Genomic DNA, 19639 nt, shown 5'->3' on the forward strand with positions numbered 1-19639 from the left:
TCCGCCTGTTTTAAAATGGACATGATCTGGCTGTCAGTAAATTTAGATGTTTTCATGCAGAATCTCCTGCTCGTATCTTAAGAGAAAATTCTACTTTTAGATCCTTTTATTTTTAGGGGGGATTACCGTATGATGAGTGAATTTTTATTGCCAGTACCCGTTTTGATCATTGATCATCAATCAATGACTTCAAAAACAGTGCTGTTTAACATCTTAGGAGACCTCGGTTATCCTGAAGACCTCATTACATTTTCAGAAAATTTAGCAGATGCGGAACAACAAATTTTCAATCAATTGCCCAATTTAATCTTTTTAGTGGTCACGCAACAGTCTGATATCTCATTCATACATAAAATTAAGAAAATCTATCCTTCAAGTAATCTCATCATTTTAGTCAATGAACAGTCTGCAGATTTAACTTTACATGCGATTCAGTTAGGTGCAACTGCCTATATGTTGATTCAACAGCCAATTGAAGACACTTATAACCAGCTGAAAACCATTTTAAGAGGTGGCGCTGCCCTTCATCCTAGTTTTGCTAAATTTTTATTGAGTGAAACTTTTAGTCCGCAAAATGCAGCGCCGAAACAGCTCAGTCTAAATCCAGCAGAATATCAAATTTTGGATATGGTCAGCCATAGTGCGACTCAAGAGCAGATGGTCAATGAATTAAAACTTTCAACGTATCAAATTGATGGTTTTGTCAAAAATATCTATAGAAAAATTTGTAGCTACAGCTAAATTTAGCTGAGATAAACGATTCAAAAACAATCTATAAATTTAAAAAAATAAAGGGGCATTGCTCCCTTTATTTTTTCTGTACTTTTATTTAAATGCGTCTAAAAGCACATGCTGTGAATTATGCGCTTCCTCGCCCTCTTGAACATGGGTACGAATCCAACGTCCATCACTTTGGAGCAACCAAGCTTGCTGATTATCTTTTAGATAATTCACTAAACCTAATTGATAAATACGCTTTTTCAAGGCTGGATCTTCAATTGGGAAACAGGCTTCAACACGGTTAAATAAATTACGATCCATCCAGTCTGCACTTGAACAGTAAATCCGTGCATCGCCATTATTACTGAAATAATAAACTCGGGTATGTTCTAAGAAACGGCCAACAATAGAACGTACGCGAATATTTTCAGACAGCCCCGGTAATCCCGGACGCAAACAACAAATAGAACGAATAATTAAATCAATCTGTACACCCGCTTGTGACGCTTCATACAGTTTATTGATCAACTGAACTTCAGTTAATGCATTGACCTTGACAATGATTTGCGCAGGTTTACCTGCTTTAGCATTAGCAATTTCATTATCAATATAATTGATCAGTTGAGCATGTAAGGTAAATGGCGCATGCAGCAATTTTTTCAACTTCGCCATTTTGCCCATACCGGTCAGCTCTTGGAAAATGCGATGTACATCCTCGCAGAGTTCTTTATCGGTGGTTAATAGGCCATAATCGGTATAGATACGCGCATTGCCCGCGTGATAGTTCCCCGTACCTAAATGCACATAACGCACCAATTTATTATTTTCACGGCGTACCACCAAAATCATTTTGGCATGGGTCTTATAGCCCACGATGCCATACACCACCACTGCGCCCGCTTCTTGTAATACATTGGCTACAGCAATATTTGATTCTTCATCAAATCGTGCTCGAAGCTCAATTACTGCGGTAACCTCTTTACCATTACGTGCTGCTTCCGCTAAGACTTGCACAATTTCAGAGTCTGCACCACTTCGATAAAGCGTTTGTTTAATGGCCAAAACTTGTGGATCACGTGCAGCTTCGCGCAGTAGGTTGATTACAGGTGCGAATGATTCAAAGGGATGGTGTAGCAAAATATCTTGCTTTTGCATCGCACTAAAAATGTTTTCAGATTTTTTGAGTACTTTCGGAATAACTGGAATATGCGCATCATAACGTAGATGTGGACGTTTAAAGTTTGACAGTAAACGTGCAAGGTTAACTGGCCCATCTACTTTATAAAGTTGCTCTTCTTCTAAATCGAACTCATCAAGCAAATATTCATAAATATGCTGCGGACAATTTTCTGTCACTTCCAAACGAACGGCGCGACCAAAACGACGAGAATTCAACTCACCTTTCAGAGCTTTAGCTAAATCTTCAACATCTTCATTTAAAGCTAAATCGGCATTACGCGTCACGCGGAATTGGTAGCAACCCGTCGCCGTCATGCCGGGGAACAAATCAGAGACATGTTCATGAATAATTGCCGATAGCATCACATGATGCTCTTTGCCACCGGTTAATTCATCAGGAAGCCGAACGACACGTGGCAGCGAACGCGGTGCAGGTACAACGGCTAAGTCAATCTGACGGCCAAACGCATCCTTCCCTTCTAAAGTCACAATAAAATTCAACGACTTGTTGACCAAGCGAGGGAATGGATGTGCGGGATCTAAGCTAATTGGCGTTAAGACTGGAGCAACTTGCTCTTGAAAATATTTTTTCACCCATGCCGACTGTGCAGGGGTTAACTCACCACGACGTAAGAAGCAAATATCTTCTTCACGCAGTTTGGGTAAAATTTCTTGATTTAAAATACGATACTGGCGCTCAATTGCCGCATGCGCTGTCGCAGAAATTTCATCTAATACTTGTTTTGGTGTTAAGCCATCTGGACTGCGGCTTTCATTACCTAAGTCTAGCTGTTCCATCATTCCCGCAACACGAATTTCAAAAAATTCGTCTAAGTTACGTGAAAAGATCAGCAAGAAATTCATGCGTTCAAGTAATGGATGTATCGGATCAACCGCTTGTTCGAGCACACGCAGATGAAAGTCGAGAATCGATAACTCTCGATTAATATAACGATCATTATAAGTATATTCAGTAGGTACTTGCGCGACTTCAGCTGCGGTATTCATTTCAAACCCATATTAAAAAATGTGTGCTGTACTCAGTTTAGTATGCTTCAAATTTGTGACAATTTCATAAAAAAAGCCCATTAATATGAGCTTTTTGTTGTAATTCAAATCGCTGCCATGCCATTTGACGAGTGTTTAGATCGTTCTTAATCTGGGATATGGCTATAACGCATATATTTTTGGATCATGCGCTTACGATAATTTAGCTTACGATCTTGTCGATTTTCATCATAATATTTTGGATTGGGTAAAATAGCCGCAATAAATGCCGCTTGCTCTCGGCTCAAACTCCGTGAACTTTTACCAAAATAGTGCTGAGTTGCAGCTTCTACGCCATAGATGTTGTCCCCAAACTCAACCGAGTTGAGATATACCTCTAAAATGCGTTGCTTCGTCCACATACGTTCCATCATCCATGTTGCAACGGCTTCCTGTCCTTTTCGGATAAATGAACGCTTATTATATAAAAATAAGTTTTTTGCCAATTGCTGCGAAATGGTAGACCCACCTGCAACCACTTTGCCTTTATCTTTATTGCGTTCTAAAGCATTTTGCATGCCTTCCCAATCAAAACCTTTGTGTTGTAAAAACTTGCCATCTTCCGCGGCAACAACAGCATGTTTGACATAATCACTGATTTGGTCGTAATCACGCCATTCGTGTTTAATCGGTTTGGATGGCTCAGACCAATAATCTAAACGCATCATCATCGTCGATTCCACAGGATGCGTACGCCACCACACCAAACTTCCAAAGATCCAAAGCTGCACCAAAAGCACAAGACTGACAAGAATTAACAATGTACGAACAATAAAGGCTTTCATGTCAGTGTGTTACTCCAGAAATTCTGTTTTTTCATGTTAAGCTTATTTTTAAATATTTTGACACAGTACAAGAATAGCATGTCTGAACTCAGCCCTCCTGCTGTATCAACCCGTAAGCTGCAAATCCAACTGTGGTGGATCACGGCACTCTTAATTACCATCAATGTTGGACTCTTTGGCTGGCAAGTGTTGCATGGAATGAACGTTAGCCAACCCGAAACACTGGATGCTTTGCGTTGGGGTGCTGATTATGCACCTTTAACCTTTTTAGAGGAACCCATCCGCTTATTCAGCAGTATGTTTTTTCATTTTGGCCTGATTCACCTGATGTTGAATATGTGGGCTTTGTATATTTTTGGCAGTGTTGCCGAGCAAATGTTAGGTCGTTTCTACTTCCTCGGCCTGTATGTTTTAGCCGGACTGATGGGAAGTTTATTGAGTGGTTATTTAACCATTCAAGACAGTTATGCATTATTGGCCGAAGGTGCAGCCAATCAGCAACTTTTTCCGAGTATTGGTGCAGGCGCATCGGGTGCAGTGATGGGTCTCGGTGCAGCGCTGACGATTATTTCGCTGCTCCCCATGTTACCTAAACAGCAATTTTATCTGGATAAAAAAACCTTATTGATGGTGATGGGGATTAACCTCGCGATGGGCTTTATGATTAGTGGGATTAACAATGCCGCGCATATTGGCGGCATGTTGATGGGGGCTGCGTTGGCTTTTATTTGGTATTTAGGACAAAAAGTACATCAATCCCTAATCATTCAAATGATCGGTCTAATCGCCGCAACTGTCGGATGCTATCTGTTTTATCTGCATTGCCAACAATTAATCCAACCGATTTTACCGCTTTGGGAACACTTTATCCTGCTGATGAAGCAATCGCTCACAGCACATTAAATAGTGGAATGAACCCAGTGGCTATCAACACAGACATGTTGAAAACACGTCAAATCTTGTCTAAATCCAAACTACGCACTAGGTTCTTGCTCCACTTTTAATTAGCTCAACCGTTAACCTTCTCCACGCTTAACTATTTAGTTCACGCAAACTTTCTAAGGGTGGGATGTCGCAAAGATAACTTAAGCGATAACGTCCGATCAATGTACAGACTAAGGTCATTACCAATGGGAGGATCAACCAAATTTCTGCATGTAGTTGGATGACCAGTTCCATTTTATAACTGACAATCGCACTGATTACTTCGGCAAAAATACACGCCACGACACCTGAAATTAGCCCCATCAAACCAACTTCCAAACTGAGCATCGACTTTAGCTTTTGCTTGGAACTGCCAAAGGAACGCAGTAATGCCACTTCTTTTTTGCGTTCATCCATAAATAAGTTCAAACATGCGATCAAGACCAAAATGCCTGAAATACTGACCAATAGCGCCAAGATAGTAATAATCTGAACCAATACACTGACGATGCGTTTGATCTCATCCAAAATTAGACTAACATCAATAAACACGGTATTCGAAAACTGCTGAATTAAACCAATCAATTGATTTTTATCTTGCGGTGGAACATAGAAACTCCCCAAATAGCTGCCGGCATTTTCATCCATAGTTTGGGGAGAGAAAATAAAGAAGAAGTTTGGACTAAAACTTTCCCACTCCACACTGCGAAGGTTGATCACCTTGGCTTGTAAAATCCCTTCAGGAAGGCTAAAACTCAGTCGATCTCCAATTTGAATACCCAGTTCTTGTGCGGTTTTCACCTCTACCGATACTTCATTGACCTGTTGAAACTGCTGACTACCCGCGATGATTTGATTATCTTTCGGAAAAGTTGCAGCCTGCGTAAGATTTAATTCACGGCGTAATGAATTATTGCTTTTAATTAAGGCATCCGAAAAAGGGAGATCATTTTTGGCAACTAAACGCCCACGAATATTCGGGTACATCGGCGTCCCTTGCCAACCATGCAGCTTGAGTTGTTGATTAAAATCCTGTAACTCAAATGGCGGTAATCCATAGACAAATTGGTTAGGTGTCCCTTGTGGCAATTGTTGTTGCCAACGTTCCAGTAAATCTGTACGTAATACCGCTAGAACCGTGATCAGACTCAGCCCCAATGCTAATGCAGTAATTTGAAATGCCGTTTGATACGGTGTGCGTATATACGCTGAGATTTTCGTCCCCCAACTTTTCAAGGCCTTTAAACTGAGCCAGACCATTATATATAGGCCAACACATAGGAAGATGATGGCGCAAATCAGCCATAAGGTGAGCTGTAAATTTTCAGTTAAAACCACACAAAACACCACCAAACTAAGTGTGCCGAAACTGAGCATCCAAAGCATGGAACGTACAGAACGCTCTTGTTGTCGTATCACGCGTGCCGGCGGTGTCCTTAATAATTGCCAAAGACTTGGAAGAACAAATCCTAATAGCACAATCGCACTGGTGAATATTGCAATTTGAAGCGGGCCAAGCAGCATAGACAGGGCTGAAAACTCTAATTGTAAATTTGGAATCAGCTGTAGCATCAGTTGCAATAAGCCATAACCCAATCCCAGACCAATCAAACTTCCAAACAGGATTGAAAGCCCGAGTACTACCAACAGTAAAGCCAGATAAGCACTTAATATTTGCTGTTTGGTCGATCCAATACAGCGCATCAGTGCAATGGCATTCTGATTTTGTTGGACATAGCGCTGACTGGTTAATGCGATGGCGATACCACAAAGTAGAATGGTTAAAATATTCGCCAGTTGTAAAAACGTTTCTAGGTTTGCAATCGGCTTCATCAAGCGGGTATTGCCTTCACTGGCATTTCTCAATTTCAAACTGCTTTGAGCCGCATCCTGAACCTGCGCATGATCTGAGTTAGCAGCACGGTCTTCACTTTGATAACCAAATTTCTGCTTATACAGTTTTTCAAATCGCTGGGTATTTTGTGCATCTCCTGCCATTAACAGGCGATATTCAATCCGACTCCCGACTTGAATGGCATTGGTTCTCGCCACCTCAGACTGCGCAATCATAACTGTCGGTGAAAAACCACTGAAACCGAGTTCCTGATTGGTGTCATGGATGATTTTAGCACTGACTTGAAAAGCAGCATCAGCAATATTGATCTGATCTCCAACCTTAACACCCAACAAATCCATGGCACGCGGACTTAACCAAACCTCACCTGCTTGTATGGAGCGGTTTAGTTTCGGTTCTGTTTCGATTTCACCTCTTAATGGAAATGCGGCATCAACGGCCTTGACATTGACCATGACAAATTGCTGATCAGTGTGCGCCATGCTGCTAAATAGCGTGACATTGGATTGTTTTAATTGCAGTGCTTTGGCTTGTTGTTGCCACTCTTGTGGAATTGGTTCATTGGCTGTCAGCACCAAGTCTGCTGCCAACATTTCAGCAGCTTGTAGCGCTACAGCATTTTGAATTTGTACATTGCTAAACTTTAAAGCAGTGGTGGCACTGATCGCCAAGGTTAGTGCGATCAATAATAAATACACACCCGTGGTTTTAAAACTCAGCTGTAAGAGTGGTCGAAACAGTGCCAAAAGATTCATGCAGCATCTCCTGTTCGATGCTCAATCAATTGACCATTGACCAATTCAAAATGGCGCTGACATTGACGGGCCAAATCGACATCATGCGTCACCAATACCAAAGTGGTTCCCATTTCACGATTTAACTGAAATAACAGTTGTTCAATTTCCTGTGCTGTTGCACTGTCTAAATTGCCTGTCGGTTCATCTGCAAAGATCAGATCAGGTTCACTCACCAAAGCACGTGCAATCGCAACCCGTTGCTGCTCACCACCCGATAAAACTTTGGGGGCTTGTTGCGCTTGGCGTTCTAGTCCGACCTTTGCTAACAGTTTTAATGCTTTTTCTTCGGCAGCTTTGACCTGAAAATTTGCTTGTAACCGTAGCGGCAGCATGACATTTTCCAGAGCCGTTAAATGTGGCAACAACTGGAAAGACTGAAAGACAAAACCAATATGGGCCAAGCGAACTTGAGCACGCTGTTCTTCATTTAATAGATGAATGTCTTGACCACAGACCCGTAATTGTCCAGAACTAGCCTGATCTAAGGTCGCCAAAATCCCCAACAAGGTGGATTTACCTGAACCAGAACGACCGGTAATCGCAACTTGTTCCCCGGCAAAGATTTCAAGATCGAGTTGTTCAAAGATCGATAATTGTTTTTGTGGAAGTTGTATCTTTTGTGTCAATTGCTGTGCAGAAATAATCGCCTGTGGCATGATGTCAACATCTGTCGTGAGTTGGGTCATATCTTCCCTATATGCAAAATCGCATTCAAAATAATCGTCTATTGAGTTACTTGCTGGCTATTGCACTGATGTTCTGCCCGATGCTGCTCTCTGCCAAAACCATTATGATTTTGGGCGATAGCTTAAGTGCAGGTTACGGTGTTTCAGTGCAGCAAGGTTGGGTCCACTTATTACAAAAACGTCTAGACCAACAGTATCCGAAACAACATAAAGTGGTCAATGCAAGTGTCAGCGGTGAAACCACCAGTGGTGCTTTAGCGCGACTCCCCAAACTGTTGCAAACTCATCGTCCAGACCTTGTGGTGATTGAATTAGGTGGTAATGATGGTTTACGCGGACAGCCCCCTGCACAAATTCAAAAAAACTTAGCGCAGCTGATTCAAAAAAGCCAACAGGCCAAATCGAAAGTGATTTTATTTGGAATGAAAATTCCACCGAATTATGGCAAGGCATATAGCCAAGCTTTTGAAAATAACTATCAAGTGTTGAGCCAACAGTACAAAGTCAAATTATTGCCTTTCTTTATGCAAGGGGTGGCGGGACATAAAAACTTAATGCAACAAGATCAGATTCACCCGAATGCCAAAGCGCAAACAATTTTGCTGAACAATGCTTATCCATTGATCAAAGCAAGTTTATAAATTTAGTGGGTGAAAATGGATTCGTTAAAAAAGGCGCATCATTTGAGCGCCTTTTTTTAAATCTTGTATTTACTGTAATTTGCTTAGAAATCGTAGAAGCTCACTTCACCCGTTTCGAGTGAATACTCAGCGCCCACCACTTTTAATTTGCCTTGCGCAATTAAGTTTTCGAGGACTGCTGAACCATGACGCAGTTGATTTACTGATGCAAAAACGTTTGAACGTACTGCATGCATTGAAAGTTTTTCAAGGTCATCTTTCAATTCAGTTTGCATAAGTATTTCTACAGATGGACGAACGCGATTCACAATCGACATCAAGTTAGCTGATGGTGGTGTCGCAGGGTTAGTTAAAGCTTCAATCGTAGAATGAATCGCGCCACAGTGTGTATGGCCCAATACAATTACAACAGGACAACCGAAGCTTTCTGCTGCAAATTCCACGCTACCGACTTGAGACGGTGCCACAATATTACCTGCAACACGAATCACGAATAAATCGCCTAAGCCTTGGTCAAATACCATTTCAGCAGGAACACGTGAGTCTGAACACCCTAAAATAATCGCAAAAGGTTCTTGGCTTTCGGCCATTTCAGCGCGTTGTTGATGCGTCAAAAGCTTTGGGTGATTCGTTTCACCGTTTACAAAACGTTGATTCCCTTTTTTTAAACGATCTAAAGCTTCTGCTGCTGTTAGCATGTTCTAATTACCCTTATCCGAAGTTGCAATATTTTAATCCCAGTCGAATCGATTGTCACTTGCAAAAACAATTGCTATGAATTTTTTCTAAGACGATGCTACTTGATAGAAAATGCTAGTCTACATTCATCAAAAAAAAATATTTTTTCTGTAATGGTTCACATTATTAAAACGCAAGTTTAACCACGTCAAAAAAGCAATGGATGACAAAGGTCATTTTTAATTTACAATATATTTCATAAATATACGCTTTCGCTATTTCAGCCCATTCTGATAATAGTCATATAAATGATCTAAAAAAATATATCGATTCGATTTAACTGGGGTAAACGTCAATGAAAGGACATCATTCACGCGTTTTTGGCTTTTTTAAGCTAGCAACAATTTGCTGTATGACGTTTACTGCCAACCACACTTTGGCTGCAAATCCATCTCCCATCAGCAAAAATCTGGCCGTACCTGCTATCGTGCAAAATTATTTGAGCCAAGAACGTAAAGCGGCAGGTTTAGTCACACACAGCGTTCAAGTCGGCAATGTGAATTGGAGTTATAGCGAAGGTGGTCAACGCTCTAAACCGACCATCTTGCTCATTCATGGTTTAGGCGGCACACGTGATAATTGGAATCGTGTTGCGCATTATTTAACACCGAACTATCATGTGATCATCCCTGACCTTCCGGCCAATGGCGATACCCATGTCCCTGTCGATTTTGATGTCTCAGTGCCGAATGTCACGGAACAACTACGCCAGTTTGTCCTTAAAATAGATATTGAAGATAAACTGAATGTTGCAGGTCACTCATTGGGTGGTTCCATTGCCACGGTATATGCCTCTCAATATCCTTTTGATACCCAAAGTTTATTTTTACTCAACAGCGCGGGCATTTATAAACAGGCCAATACCAGTTACACCCGCGACCCGTATAAACTTAAAAATTTAATCGTTTCAAAACCGGGTGATTTAGATGATGTCATGCATAAACTCATGCAAAATCCGCCCAATGTTCCGACACAGCTTAAAGAAGCGCAGGAGAATATCTTAATTGCGCGTGCGCCCTTCACCAGTAAAATGATCGATCAAGTCGTCACGCTCAATCGAATCTACACCCCTGAAACTTTTGCTCGTTTAACACGAACAGTAGAAGCTCCAACCCTGATCCTTTGGGGCAAACAAGATAAAATCTTTAATGTGGAAGTGGCTGGCGAACTCAAGTCTTTACTGAAACGTGCAGAAACCCCAGTGATTTTAAATAACGTCGGTCATATGCCAATCTTAGAAGCTGAACAACAAGTTGCAGACCATTACTTGCCTTTCCTTGCGAAAAGTCAAAAGTTTAAAAACCCTTTGGTAGATAAACTGATTCAGTTAAACTGAGCATTCGCCATTTTTAGATCCCCATCACTGGGACTTCAGGGAAAGTATGCAGAAAAACCCGATGATTGAGCAGTTGATTGACGCTCAACTGAACTTTTTAGATCAGAGCTTTTCACACAATGATACCGTAGCCACTGAATTCACCCATTTTTATCAATGGTTTCGTAAACAATCTTTGCAGCAGATTTGGAGTTTTGATCAAATCAATGCCTTGTTGCAGAAACAAATTTTAAATACCCCTGCAAGTCAATTTCTGATTGAGCAAATTGCTGAACATATCAAATTTGCACTGATTCATCCTGCAAATGACAGCACCACGATTGCCGAAATTATTCCTGTGTTGACCATTGATAAAATTGCGCAGTATGTGGCAAGTAAACAGGGACATCGTCAGCGTTTAATTCATACCATGGTCAACAATCCTGCATTTTCAGCCATGATCAGTCAGTTGATTCAACATGCGATACAAGATTATTTAGACAACTCAGTGATTGCAAAATCGGTACCCGGTGTTTCACGATTTATGAAAATGGGGAAATCGGTACTGGAAAATGTCACAGATACCAATTTAGATAATGCTGTCAGCAAATACTTGCAAAAGAATATTTTAAAGCTCAGTCAAATGAGTGAAACCGTATTAAATCAGCACTTTGATGATCATAAGCTGTACCACTTTCAAGCCAATTTGTGGCATAAAATTAAAGCGCTACCAGTTTCGGTATTAAAGAACTATGTTGAAGTTCAGGACTTGCCGCAAACGGTTGCGATGGGTCATGAAATTTGGGACTTTATGCGACAGTCCGAGTATATGAAACAGCAAGTGCATGATGGCGTATACGCTTGGTACGTGCGTAATGCAGAACGCCCTTTTGATTTATTGCTACGTGATTTAAATATTGATGAAGCACTGATTCAGCATGAACTTCAAAACTTACTCAATCCTATCGTTCAACAAATGATTGAGTCGGGTTATATACGTGAGCGTTCACGTCTCTATTTAGAACAGTTTTACTACTCAAGTGAAGCACTGAAAATTTTAAATATCCCAACATAAAAAAAGCCGCGTTAAGCGGCTTTTCTTTTGGAAATACTTAGAACTGGTATTTCAAACTTGCATAATAAGCTCGACCCGGCTCGTTATATGTTTGGTTGACCGTTTTATCACGCAGTTTTTGCTCATCAAATAGGTTATTCACACCGATACGAGCACTTAAAGCCGCATTAAATTTATAACCAAAGTTAATGCCTGCAATGCCATAACTTTTCACGCTATCCATCGCCAAGCCATTTTTGCTTTCAAGACTGGTTTCTGCATATTGACGTGGTTTTTGACGACCATATTGGGTATAGACAAAGTTACTGTCTAATCGATCCGTGATGTTGTAGTTCAAAATAGAGTTTATGGTGTAATTTGGAATCACTGAAAGTGGATTGCCAGTACGTTTATCTTCAGAGTTGATCATATAGGTGACGTTATTGGTCCACGTGATATCACCCCAGCCCAAAGAAATACTTCCTTCAACACCTTCCACCAAGGCTTCTGGCGTATTCATCCAACGCAGTACATTATATGTTGTTCCATTTACTTCTAGTTCTTCTAGACGTGTATCCCCTGCAACGATCTTATTTTTATAATCATTACGGAACCATGCAAAGCTTGCATTTACGATGTCTTTTTCAAACTGTACACCTAATTCTTTATTCACTGAAGTTTCAGGTTTGAGATCGCCATTACCTTGTAATAGACATTGGCTCAGCCCAATCGGACAGCCATTACCGCGAGTGCTTAACAGATAACCTTCCGCATTTTGGTACATATTAGGTGCTTTATACGCCTTAGCCACACCACCTTTTAATGTCCAATAGTCGCCAAGCTTTTGCGTAATATTGAGACTTGGACTCCAGCTATCACCCGATTTACTATGATTATCATAGCGTAGTGCCAAAACGACATCGGTGCTCTCGCCCAAATTCATATTGTTTTCAATGTAGGCCGACGCAATCCGTGAATCCATGTGTGAACGGTCACCTGAAGTCAGCACATCACCAAAACCGCCTGCGCCAGCTTGTGTATTAACCGTATCGGTAAAGTCATCTTCAACCCATTCAGCGCCTAAAGTTAATACCTGTGGAACATACCATTGGAACGGCAGATTGGTTTCTGCATTAAGACGAACGGTTTCTAGATGTGACGTTTGTTTATTTTCAAGATTATTAATCTGTCCCTCTGTACTACCGCCTGTACCTTCAGGTAAGCGCTTATTTTTGGTTTTGTCATATTGCGCTATGATTTTACTGTCACCCCAACCCCACGTACCTTCATGGGTTAATGCAAAACTATCACGATAAATGGTATTGGTTTCTTCACCGATTAAAGCCGATAAGATTGGCGCTTTATTTGGATCCGCTGGATCAAATACACTGTTTTGACTGTCACCTGCAAAACGGTTACCTTGGCGGCCAACACTTGCGTCAAACATCAAGACTTGTTGATCGTTCAACTGCCAAGCCAAGCGCCCTGCGATATCTTTATTTTCAACGCCTTCTCGACCCGCCATACGCGCGCCATTGTCCATTAATGCATTAATATCCGCAGCATCTGAATCGGTTTTGTTATAACTACCGTATAAACGATATGAAAGGACATCTTTGAGAATTGGGCCGCTTAAGTTAAAGCTCTCACGGTGACTTGCGCCCTCTTTAGCATCTTCAGGCTGATTGGTAAAAACCTCGGCAGAACCATGCACGTCGTTGGTCACTTTCTTGGTTTTAATATTGACCACACCACCCATCGCACCTGAACCATAACGCGCTGCTGCTGGACCTCGCAGTACTTCAATCGATTCAATGGCATCTGCAGGTACCCAGTTCGAATCGCCACGTGTATCACGCTCACCGCGCCAGCCATAACGTACTGAGTTTCTCGAATTTACAGGCTTGCCATCAATTAAGATCAACGTGTTTTCAGGCCCCATACCACGGATATCAATCTGACGGTTATTACCACGTTGGCCTGTGGCACTGTTACCAGTCAAATTCACACCCGGCATACGGCGCACATACTCTGAAATATCATTCACAACCGGCATTTTTTCTAAATCTTCTGCCGTAATTTTTGAAGCACCTAATGATTGTTTAACTTGTTCTGCTGCAGTAACAACAATGGTTTCCATCTTCGTTACGGATTCATCTGATGCTTCAGTGTGCACATTTTCTGCATGCGACAAACTCACCAATGCACAGAGTATTGAAAGTGTAAGCGTTGATTTTAATAGTTGTTTGGTCATTGAGTGCTTCCAAATAAACGTATTTATGGAGAAATCTAGAATAATGTGTTGCACATTGTAACCAACACAAATAATATTGCAATTAATTTTAATAATCATTCTCATTTATATTTGTGATATCGCTTATCATTTTTGATGTAAAAACCCTAGAAATATCTGAAAATCTTCGTTTTTTTGATTTAGACAATAAAAAAGCCGCAACGTTGCGGCTTTTTATAAAAATACTGAACTTATTTGAAATAAGCACCTTCAGTATTACTGTGATCCGTTTGGTCAACAACACGCATTAACTCAGGTACATGCTGCTTCAATGTTGTTTCAACACCTTGTTTCAAGGTTAAATCGATTGAAGAACAACCTTGACAACCACCACCGAATTTAAGCACTGCAGTTAAACCATGTTCTGCATCTTCAACCACTTCTACCAGTGCACAGTTACCACCATGACCTGCAAGGCCTGGGTTAATTTCTGACTGTAGAACATAAGTGATACGCTCTTCTACAGAGGCATCTGGACCCACACGTGGCACTTTTGAGTTTGGCGCACGGAATGTTAACTGACCACCAAAACGGTCTTTGTTATAGTCAATCACCGCATCCAAAAGATATGGAATAGACGGTGTGTCAATAAATGCAGGGAAATCTGGATAGTCTTGTTTATAGTCTGTAGGCACAACTTCTTCTGGTGCACTGTAAGCCATACAACATTCAGCACGTGGCGTACCCGGATTTTCCACAAAAACACGTACACCAATGCCCGGTGTATTTTGTTTATCCAAAAGATCTTTCAAATACTCTTGGGCATTTGGAGTGATCAATAGGTTTGGAATTTCTTCAGCAACTGCTGTGCTGTTGTTCTCAGTCGACATTACAATATTTCCTCAAGCTGAAGTCGCTATTTTAACTTAAGATGCGGGGCATTAGAAAAAAATCAACTAAAATTGTCGGAATTATTCTGAAAGTTCACGCTTTAGGCAGATTTAATGGCATTATTGAGCATAAATTTTAACAAGTAGAATAGTCATATATGTTGGGCCTACCCTTTAACCACACCGTGACCATTATCCTGATTACTGTGGTGATTTCACTGATTGCATTTTCAAATCAGAAAGTGATGAATCGTTTGTTATTTTGGCCGCCAGCCCTCAGTCGTGGCGAGTATGACCGATTTATTAGCCATGGCTTTATTCATGCAGATGGCGCGCACCTATTGTTCAACATGATTACCTTATTTTTCTTTGGTAGCGTGATTGAACGTTTTTATCGCCAATATTTCTTCGACATGGGCTTTGTATTGTTTTATTTAGGCGGCTTGATCGCGGCGATTATTCCGAGTTATTTAAAACATAAGCATGATACCCATTGGGCAAGTTTAGGGGCTTCTGGGGCGGTGTCTGCGGTACTCTTTGCGTATATTCTGTTTGAACCGTGGAAACTGATCTTTGTATTCTTTATTCCTGTTCCTGCGATTATTTTTGCCGTGCTGTATGTGGCTTATAGTATCTGGTCAGATAAACGTGGCAACAGCAATATTAACCACAGCGCACACCTTTGGGGCGCAGCGTATGGTGTAATCATGACGATTATTCTTGAACCGAAGCTCATTCCACATTTCTTAAGTCAGTTATTAAACGTTCCTTTCTAACATTAAGTTTAAAAAATCAGCCTGATGTAACCAGTAAAATGACAGCCTAAACCGTTTCAGTTTAGGCTTTTTTATTGTGCAGAGTTTAACCTCATGACCATTGATCTTTTCTTTAGCCAATTTCCCACATCTACAACACCGCACTTTGAATATCGAGCTATACAATTTCACAGCAGATTGAAACGCTATCTATCCTTGCCCTGATTTAAACTGAAATGACACAGAATAAAAAAGGGAAAATTCCAATGAAAATAGTCCTGATGTTCTCAAGTTTGCTGTTGACCTGCGTGTTGAGTGCTTGTGCCGTTCACACCCGTGAAGGCAGTATCGTGGTCGACCCAGATCGTAATCACTATCCTTATAAGTACCCAGATCGACATGGCGACTTTTGCCCGCCCGGACAGGCTAAAAAAGGCCGTTGTTGATTTGCCGTTGCTGATTTCATGCCCTCTTCTTTTAAGCCTTCAAACCGAAGGCTTTTTCAATTCCGGCAATAAAATTTGAAGCTGTATATTCTACGAAAGTTCACAAAAGCACATGACAAATCATATAAATCTGGCACTTTATGCCACCCTATTTTTTAATTTGGCATAGATAATGTATACATCTGTATATTAATGACAAAATTAGCTGAGATATTTTGCATGTCGAGTTCAACTGAAGGTCTTCAATTTCCCATTTCGGCTTCAAACCAAAAGCCGAGTACATCTAAAACTGGTCGTGAAATTATCGCTGAAGCCTTAGCTGCAGTTGACCATCACTCTTCTGTACGTGCAAAACAAGAAAAAAACTGGCGTAAAAAATATCCTGAATATTTTAAAGCCTTGGTTGAACAAGGAATTCAATCATCTGAAGCTGCGATCAACATTGCTGAGCAAGGTTTAAATAAAGCGCATCACGTCTTTGAGTTTTATCGTAATCAAGAAAAGTATACGCTCAAAGATGCAGTAGCTTTGACTGCACATCCGCTGCATACCGTGAAATTAAAAGGTGAAAGTGACGCAGCGCCTGAGTGGTATGTGCCCTATCATGGTCAAAAACTTCAAGGTGAGGCTTTACTGGCTCAGATTCAAAAATGGCAAGATGCTGGCATCATTGAAGCCAGTCATGCCGACGCATTACGTGAAGCCATTGCACACCCAGAATGGTTCGATTTGTCAGATCGGACTATGGTGCTTTTTGGTGCTGCCTCCGAAGCTGGCCCTCTGACGTGGTTAGCAAAATGGAAAGCCAATATTGTGGCAATCGACCTCAATAATGAACGTGTTTGGGATCGAATCTTAAGCACGGTTCAGGCCGGTAATGCCACTTTATATGCACCGAGTCTTGATGCTGTGCATGAAGACACTCCCATTCAAGAACTAAAACACAAATTGGGCGCCAATTTACTGACACACATTCCTGAAATTGCACAGTGGCTTGCACAAAGTGAACATCAACTTGATCTGGCTGCAATTGCCTATTTAGATGGTGAAAAGCATGTTCGTGTTGCAATGGCGATGGACAGCATCATGGCTTATGTCAGTCAACAAAAAGCCGACACCAGCTTGATGTTTATGTGTACTCCGACCGATGTCTATGCGGTTCCAGAAGAGATTGTTACGGCAGCGCAAGCCAAATTCCAAAACCGTGCGTCTGCACAAAAGCTATTGACGCAAAGCATTGCCAAAGTCACAGGTCAGCATTTCTTTAAGCAAAATAATGAGCAAACCACCACAACAGACAATGGAAAATCCTATGGTATCGCTGACTGTTTGGTGGTGGAACAAGGTCCAAACTACGCACTCGCAAAACGTATCCAACAATGGCGCGCAACTGTCGCACGTCAAAATGGTCAGCGGGTTAGTATCAATATTGCGCCATCCACCACGACTCGCTCAGTGACGAAGAATCCATTATTAAAAGCCGCATTTAATGGTGCGAGTTTATTTGATGTGGAATCGTTTCAACCTGAAACCACCAATGCACTCATGGCTGCTTTATGGATTCATGACTTGAGAAACCCTCAATCAGTTGCTAACCCTGAGACAGCACTAGACCATCCTTTAGAACTCATGATGCATGGTGCCAACCATGGTGGCTTATGGCGTGTGGCTTATTTGGCGCGTACCGCCTTACCTTTTGCGGCGCTGTATGGTTTTGCTGAAGAGAAATTGCCCGTAAAAAAAGTATTGGGACTGTTTAAAAAAGCGTAACGGCATTGGTTCAAATAAGTGTTGAACTTTTCAAAGCTTCAACTTGTTAGTTTGACTATTCCATTTCAGCTCAGCCATCCCATTCAAATCGGTGATGTCTGAGATAAAGCCATAAAAAAACGCTGCCGAAGCAGCGTTTTTTATATCTGGAATTTGAGTTGCTTAGAACACTTTCAAGAATAACCAGTACAAGCAACCTGATAGACAGATCGTTGCAGGTAAAGTGAAGACCCAAGCCGATAGAATGGTCTTCACTGTTGCAAAGTTCAAACCTGACTTATTCGCAACCATGGTACCTGCAACCGCAGAGTTAAGTACGTGTGTAGTCGATACTGGCATACCAAAACCATCCGCAGCAGCAATCGTTGACATAGCAACAAGCTCGGCAGACATGCCCTGACCATAGGTCATGTGGTTTTTACCAATACGTTCACCGACAGTCACAACAATACGTTTCCAACCCACCATGGTTCCAAGACCCAGTGCCAATGCAACAGCGACTTTCACCCATGTTGGAATGTACTGTAAGAACGAATCTAAGTGACTACGATATTCCTTCACTGTCTTTTGTTCAGCTTCTGCCATTGCTGGTAGTTGCTCAGCTTTATCTAGACGTTTAAAAGCAGTAGTACTTAAGTACATGTCATTACGAATCGAAGATACTTCTTGTTCAGGAATATCTTTTAAGTCGCCATACTGTGCAACACGCTCACCTAAATGATCGGTCAAACTTGCTAAAGCTGGCACAACTTCTGGGCTGACTTCTTTGGTTTGAATGTATTTGGTGAGTACATCACGCGCTTGTGCATCAGGAATATCCTTATGCTCTGCGTAGATCGCAGTCGCAGTTTGAGCAGATAACTGATGGAAAGATTGAATATGTTGATTATCTAAGTTCTTATTCAATGAATAAGCCAATGGCACACATCCGATCAAAATCAGCATGATCAGCCCCATACCTTTTTGACCATCATTTGAACCGTGCGCAAAACTTACACCTGTACAGGTAAAGATCAAAATTGCACGAATCAGTGGTGGTGGCGGCTTATTGCCTTCTGGTGGCTGAAACAATTCTAGCTGTTTGCGGAAAATACGCTTCACCAACAAGAAAACGAGTGCTGCAAATGCAAAACCAATCAGTGGAGAGAACAATAACGCCTTACCGACTTTAAGCACCTGCTCCATATCTACACCGCTCGCACCACCGCCTGCATTTAACAGGTAGTTCATGATGCCAACGCCAAGAATAGAACCAATCAAAGTATGCGAACTAGACGCTGGGATGCCCAAGAACCAAGTCCCTAAATTCCACAAAATCGCTGCGATCAACATAGCGAAAACCATGGCAAAGCCAGCACCTGAACCGACATTCATAATCAATTCAACAGGTAACAAGGCAATAATGCCGTAAGCGACTGCACCACTGGCAACCATTACGCCTAGGAAGTTACAGAAACCCGCCCACATTACCGCAACCGGTGCTGACAAGGCGTTGGTATAAATCACTGTTGCTACTGCATTTGCAGTGTCATGGAAACCATTTACAAATTCAAAGCCAAGTGCGATGAATAAGGCTGTGCCCAATAAAATCATTGAATAAAGACTTAAAGGCGGAACATGCGCTAAATCGGCAGTCACCTGAAAACCAATATAAATCAACGTTGAAATAATCACCGTCAAAAATACCGGCATAAAGAATTTCGGTGTAGGCACATGAACATTCGTGGACTTTTGAGGAGTCGACGTGTGCGCTGAATCTACGGGAGTTTGTTTAGAATTCATGCAGGCAGGGAATAGAGGATTT

The 19639-nt window shown here is 41.5% G+C and carries 16 protein-coding genes; 8 read left to right on the forward strand and 8 right to left on the reverse strand.

The genetic code is table 11. The features are described 5' to 3' along the window. Positions 1 to 129 precede the first annotated feature (129 nt). Positions 130 to 741 carry a response regulator transcription factor gene (locus tag FTU34_RS12235; RefSeq protein ID WP_168379235.1) on the forward strand — a complete coding sequence of 204 codons (612 nt, stop codon included), beginning with the start codon at positions 130 to 132 and terminating at the stop codon, positions 739 to 741. Positions 742 to 825: 84 nt separating this feature from the next. Here the strand turns inward: FTU34_RS12235 and ppk1 are convergent, their stop codons facing one another. Both ppk1 and mtgA read right to left on the reverse strand, forming a co-directional pair. Beyond that, positions 826 to 2907, reverse strand: a complete 2082-nt coding sequence (gene ppk1, locus FTU34_RS12240; RefSeq protein WP_078189935.1) for a polyphosphate kinase 1 — start codon at positions 2905 to 2907, stop codon at positions 826 to 828. 146 nt (positions 2908 to 3053) lie between these two features. Then, complete coding sequence (mtgA, locus tag FTU34_RS12245) at positions 3054 to 3731, reverse strand: monofunctional biosynthetic peptidoglycan transglycosylase (protein WP_078193019.1); 678 nt, start codon at positions 3729 to 3731, stop codon at positions 3054 to 3056. Between the two features lie 78 nt (positions 3732 to 3809). Between mtgA and FTU34_RS12250 the strand changes: the two genes are divergently transcribed. Then, positions 3810 to 4634: a rhomboid family intramembrane serine protease gene (locus FTU34_RS12250; RefSeq protein ID WP_180035534.1), complete on the forward strand. Its 825-nt coding sequence runs from the start codon at positions 3810 to 3812 to the stop codon at positions 4632 to 4634. Between the two features lie 129 nt (positions 4635 to 4763). On the opposite strand, the gene FTU34_RS12255 is transcribed toward FTU34_RS12250, so the two are convergent. Continuing rightward, positions 4764 to 7265 carry an ABC transporter permease gene (locus FTU34_RS12255; RefSeq protein ID WP_180035533.1) on the reverse strand — a complete coding sequence of 834 codons (2502 nt, stop codon included), beginning with the start codon at positions 7263 to 7265 and terminating at the stop codon, positions 4764 to 4766. After that, on the reverse strand, positions 7262 to 7993 hold the full coding sequence (locus FTU34_RS12260; RefSeq protein ID WP_180035532.1) for an ABC transporter ATP-binding protein: 732 nt from the start codon (positions 7991 to 7993) through the stop codon (positions 7262 to 7264). Before FTU34_RS12260 ends, FTU34_RS12255 begins: the two co-directional genes overlap by 4 nt. An 11-nt stretch (positions 7994 to 8004) precedes the next feature. Between FTU34_RS12260 and FTU34_RS12265 the strand changes: the two genes are divergently transcribed. Continuing rightward, the gene (locus FTU34_RS12265; protein ID WP_078193022.1) at positions 8005 to 8634 is read left to right on the forward strand and encodes an arylesterase; all 630 of its coding nucleotides are present in this window, start codon (positions 8005 to 8007) and stop codon (positions 8632 to 8634) included. 83 nt (positions 8635 to 8717) lie between these two features. Here FTU34_RS12265 and FTU34_RS12270 read toward each other — a convergent pair whose 3' ends face one another. After that, positions 8718 to 9332, reverse strand: coding sequence for a carbonic anhydrase (locus FTU34_RS12270; protein WP_078193023.1), 615 nt, complete (start codon positions 9330 to 9332; stop codon positions 8718 to 8720). Positions 9333 to 9667: 335 nt separating this feature from the next. Between FTU34_RS12270 and FTU34_RS12275 the strand changes: the two genes are divergently transcribed. Beyond that, positions 9668 to 10708 (forward strand): alpha/beta fold hydrolase, encoded by a 1041-nt coding sequence (locus tag FTU34_RS12275; protein ID WP_373686502.1) that lies wholly within the window; start codon positions 9668 to 9670, stop codon positions 10706 to 10708. A 46-nt stretch (positions 10709 to 10754) separates the two neighbouring features. After that, complete coding sequence (locus FTU34_RS12280) at positions 10755 to 11762, forward strand: hypothetical protein (protein WP_168379238.1); 1008 nt, start codon at positions 10755 to 10757, stop codon at positions 11760 to 11762. A 37-nt stretch (positions 11763 to 11799) separates the two neighbouring features. Here FTU34_RS12280 and FTU34_RS12285 read toward each other — a convergent pair whose 3' ends face one another. Beyond that, positions 11800 to 13995: a FepA family TonB-dependent siderophore receptor gene (locus FTU34_RS12285; protein WP_180035530.1), complete on the reverse strand. Its 2196-nt coding sequence runs from the start codon at positions 13993 to 13995 to the stop codon at positions 11800 to 11802. A 230-nt stretch (positions 13996 to 14225) separates the two neighbouring features. Next, positions 14226 to 14864 carry a Fe-S biogenesis protein NfuA gene (gene nfuA, locus FTU34_RS12290; RefSeq protein ID WP_078189947.1) on the reverse strand — a complete coding sequence of 213 codons (639 nt, stop codon included), beginning with the start codon at positions 14862 to 14864 and terminating at the stop codon, positions 14226 to 14228. Between the two features lie 158 nt (positions 14865 to 15022). Here nfuA and FTU34_RS12295 point away from each other — a divergent pair, with 158 nt between their 5' ends. The 3 genes from FTU34_RS12295 to FTU34_RS12305 all read left to right on the forward strand — a co-directional run bounded on the left by FTU34_RS12295 (position 15023) and on the right by FTU34_RS12305 (position 17835). Beyond that, positions 15023 to 15640, forward strand: a complete 618-nt coding sequence (locus tag FTU34_RS12295; RefSeq protein ID WP_180035529.1) for a rhomboid family intramembrane serine protease — start codon at positions 15023 to 15025, stop codon at positions 15638 to 15640. Positions 15641 to 15885: 245 nt separating this feature from the next. Beyond that, positions 15886 to 16065 carry a hypothetical protein gene (locus FTU34_RS12300; protein ID WP_078193028.1) on the forward strand — a complete coding sequence of 60 codons (180 nt, stop codon included), beginning with the start codon at positions 15886 to 15888 and terminating at the stop codon, positions 16063 to 16065. A 219-nt stretch (positions 16066 to 16284) separates the two neighbouring features. Further along, positions 16285 to 17835, forward strand: a complete 1551-nt coding sequence (locus FTU34_RS12305) for a hypothetical protein (RefSeq protein ID WP_180035528.1) — start codon at positions 16285 to 16287, stop codon at positions 17833 to 17835. A gap of 162 nt (positions 17836 to 17997) precedes the next feature. Here FTU34_RS12305 and FTU34_RS12310 read toward each other — a convergent pair whose 3' ends face one another. Further along, complete coding sequence (locus tag FTU34_RS12310) at positions 17998 to 19617, reverse strand: inorganic phosphate transporter (protein WP_180035527.1); 1620 nt, start codon at positions 19615 to 19617, stop codon at positions 17998 to 18000. Positions 19618 to 19639: the final 22 nt, after the last annotated feature.

This window comes from Acinetobacter sp. YH12094, assembly GCF_013419295.1.
Lineage (GTDB): Bacteria > Pseudomonadota > Gammaproteobacteria > Pseudomonadales > Moraxellaceae > Acinetobacter > Acinetobacter amyesii.

Excerpts from the sequence above, each read along its gene's own strand:
- FTU34_RS12235 (WP_168379235.1), top strand. The coding sequence starts at position 130 with ATGATGAGTGAATTTTTATTGCCAGTACCCGTTTTGATCATTGATCAT.
- mtgA (WP_078193019.1), bottom strand. The coding sequence starts at position 3,731 with ATGAAAGCCTTTATTGTTCGTACATTGTTAATTCTTGTCAGTCTTGTG.
- FTU34_RS12300 (WP_078193028.1), top strand. The coding sequence starts at position 15,886 with ATGAAAATAGTCCTGATGTTCTCAAGTTTGCTGTTGACCTGCGTGTTG.
- FTU34_RS12255 (WP_180035533.1), bottom strand. The coding sequence starts at position 7,265 with ATGAATCTTTTGGCACTGTTTCGACCACTCTTACAGCTGAGTTTTAAA.
- FTU34_RS12275 (WP_373686502.1), top strand. The coding sequence starts at position 9,668 with ATGAAAGGACATCATTCACGCGTTTTTGGCTTTTTTAAGCTAGCAACA.
- FTU34_RS12305 (WP_180035528.1), top strand. The coding sequence starts at position 16,285 with ATGTCGAGTTCAACTGAAGGTCTTCAATTTCCCATTTCGGCTTCAAAC.
- FTU34_RS12285 (WP_180035530.1), bottom strand. The coding sequence starts at position 13,995 with ATGACCAAACAACTATTAAAATCAACGCTTACACTTTCAATACTCTGT.
- FTU34_RS12295 (WP_180035529.1), top strand. The coding sequence starts at position 15,023 with ATGTTGGGCCTACCCTTTAACCACACCGTGACCATTATCCTGATTACT.
- FTU34_RS12265 (WP_078193022.1), top strand. The coding sequence starts at position 8,005 with ATGCAAAATCGCATTCAAAATAATCGTCTATTGAGTTACTTGCTGGCT.
- FTU34_RS12260 (WP_180035532.1), bottom strand. The coding sequence starts at position 7,993 with ATGACCCAACTCACGACAGATGTTGACATCATGCCACAGGCGATTATT.
- FTU34_RS12250 (WP_180035534.1), top strand. The coding sequence starts at position 3,810 with ATGTCTGAACTCAGCCCTCCTGCTGTATCAACCCGTAAGCTGCAAATC.
- ppk1 (WP_078189935.1), bottom strand. The coding sequence starts at position 2,907 with ATGAATACCGCAGCTGAAGTCGCGCAAGTACCTACTGAATATACTTAT.
- FTU34_RS12310 (WP_180035527.1), bottom strand. The coding sequence starts at position 19,617 with ATGAATTCTAAACAAACTCCCGTAGATTCAGCGCACACGTCGACTCCT.
- FTU34_RS12280 (WP_168379238.1), top strand. The coding sequence starts at position 10,755 with ATGCAGAAAAACCCGATGATTGAGCAGTTGATTGACGCTCAACTGAAC.
- FTU34_RS12270 (WP_078193023.1), bottom strand. The coding sequence starts at position 9,332 with ATGCTAACAGCAGCAGAAGCTTTAGATCGTTTAAAAAAAGGGAATCAA.
- nfuA (WP_078189947.1), bottom strand. The coding sequence starts at position 14,864 with ATGTCGACTGAGAACAACAGCACAGCAGTTGCTGAAGAAATTCCAAAC.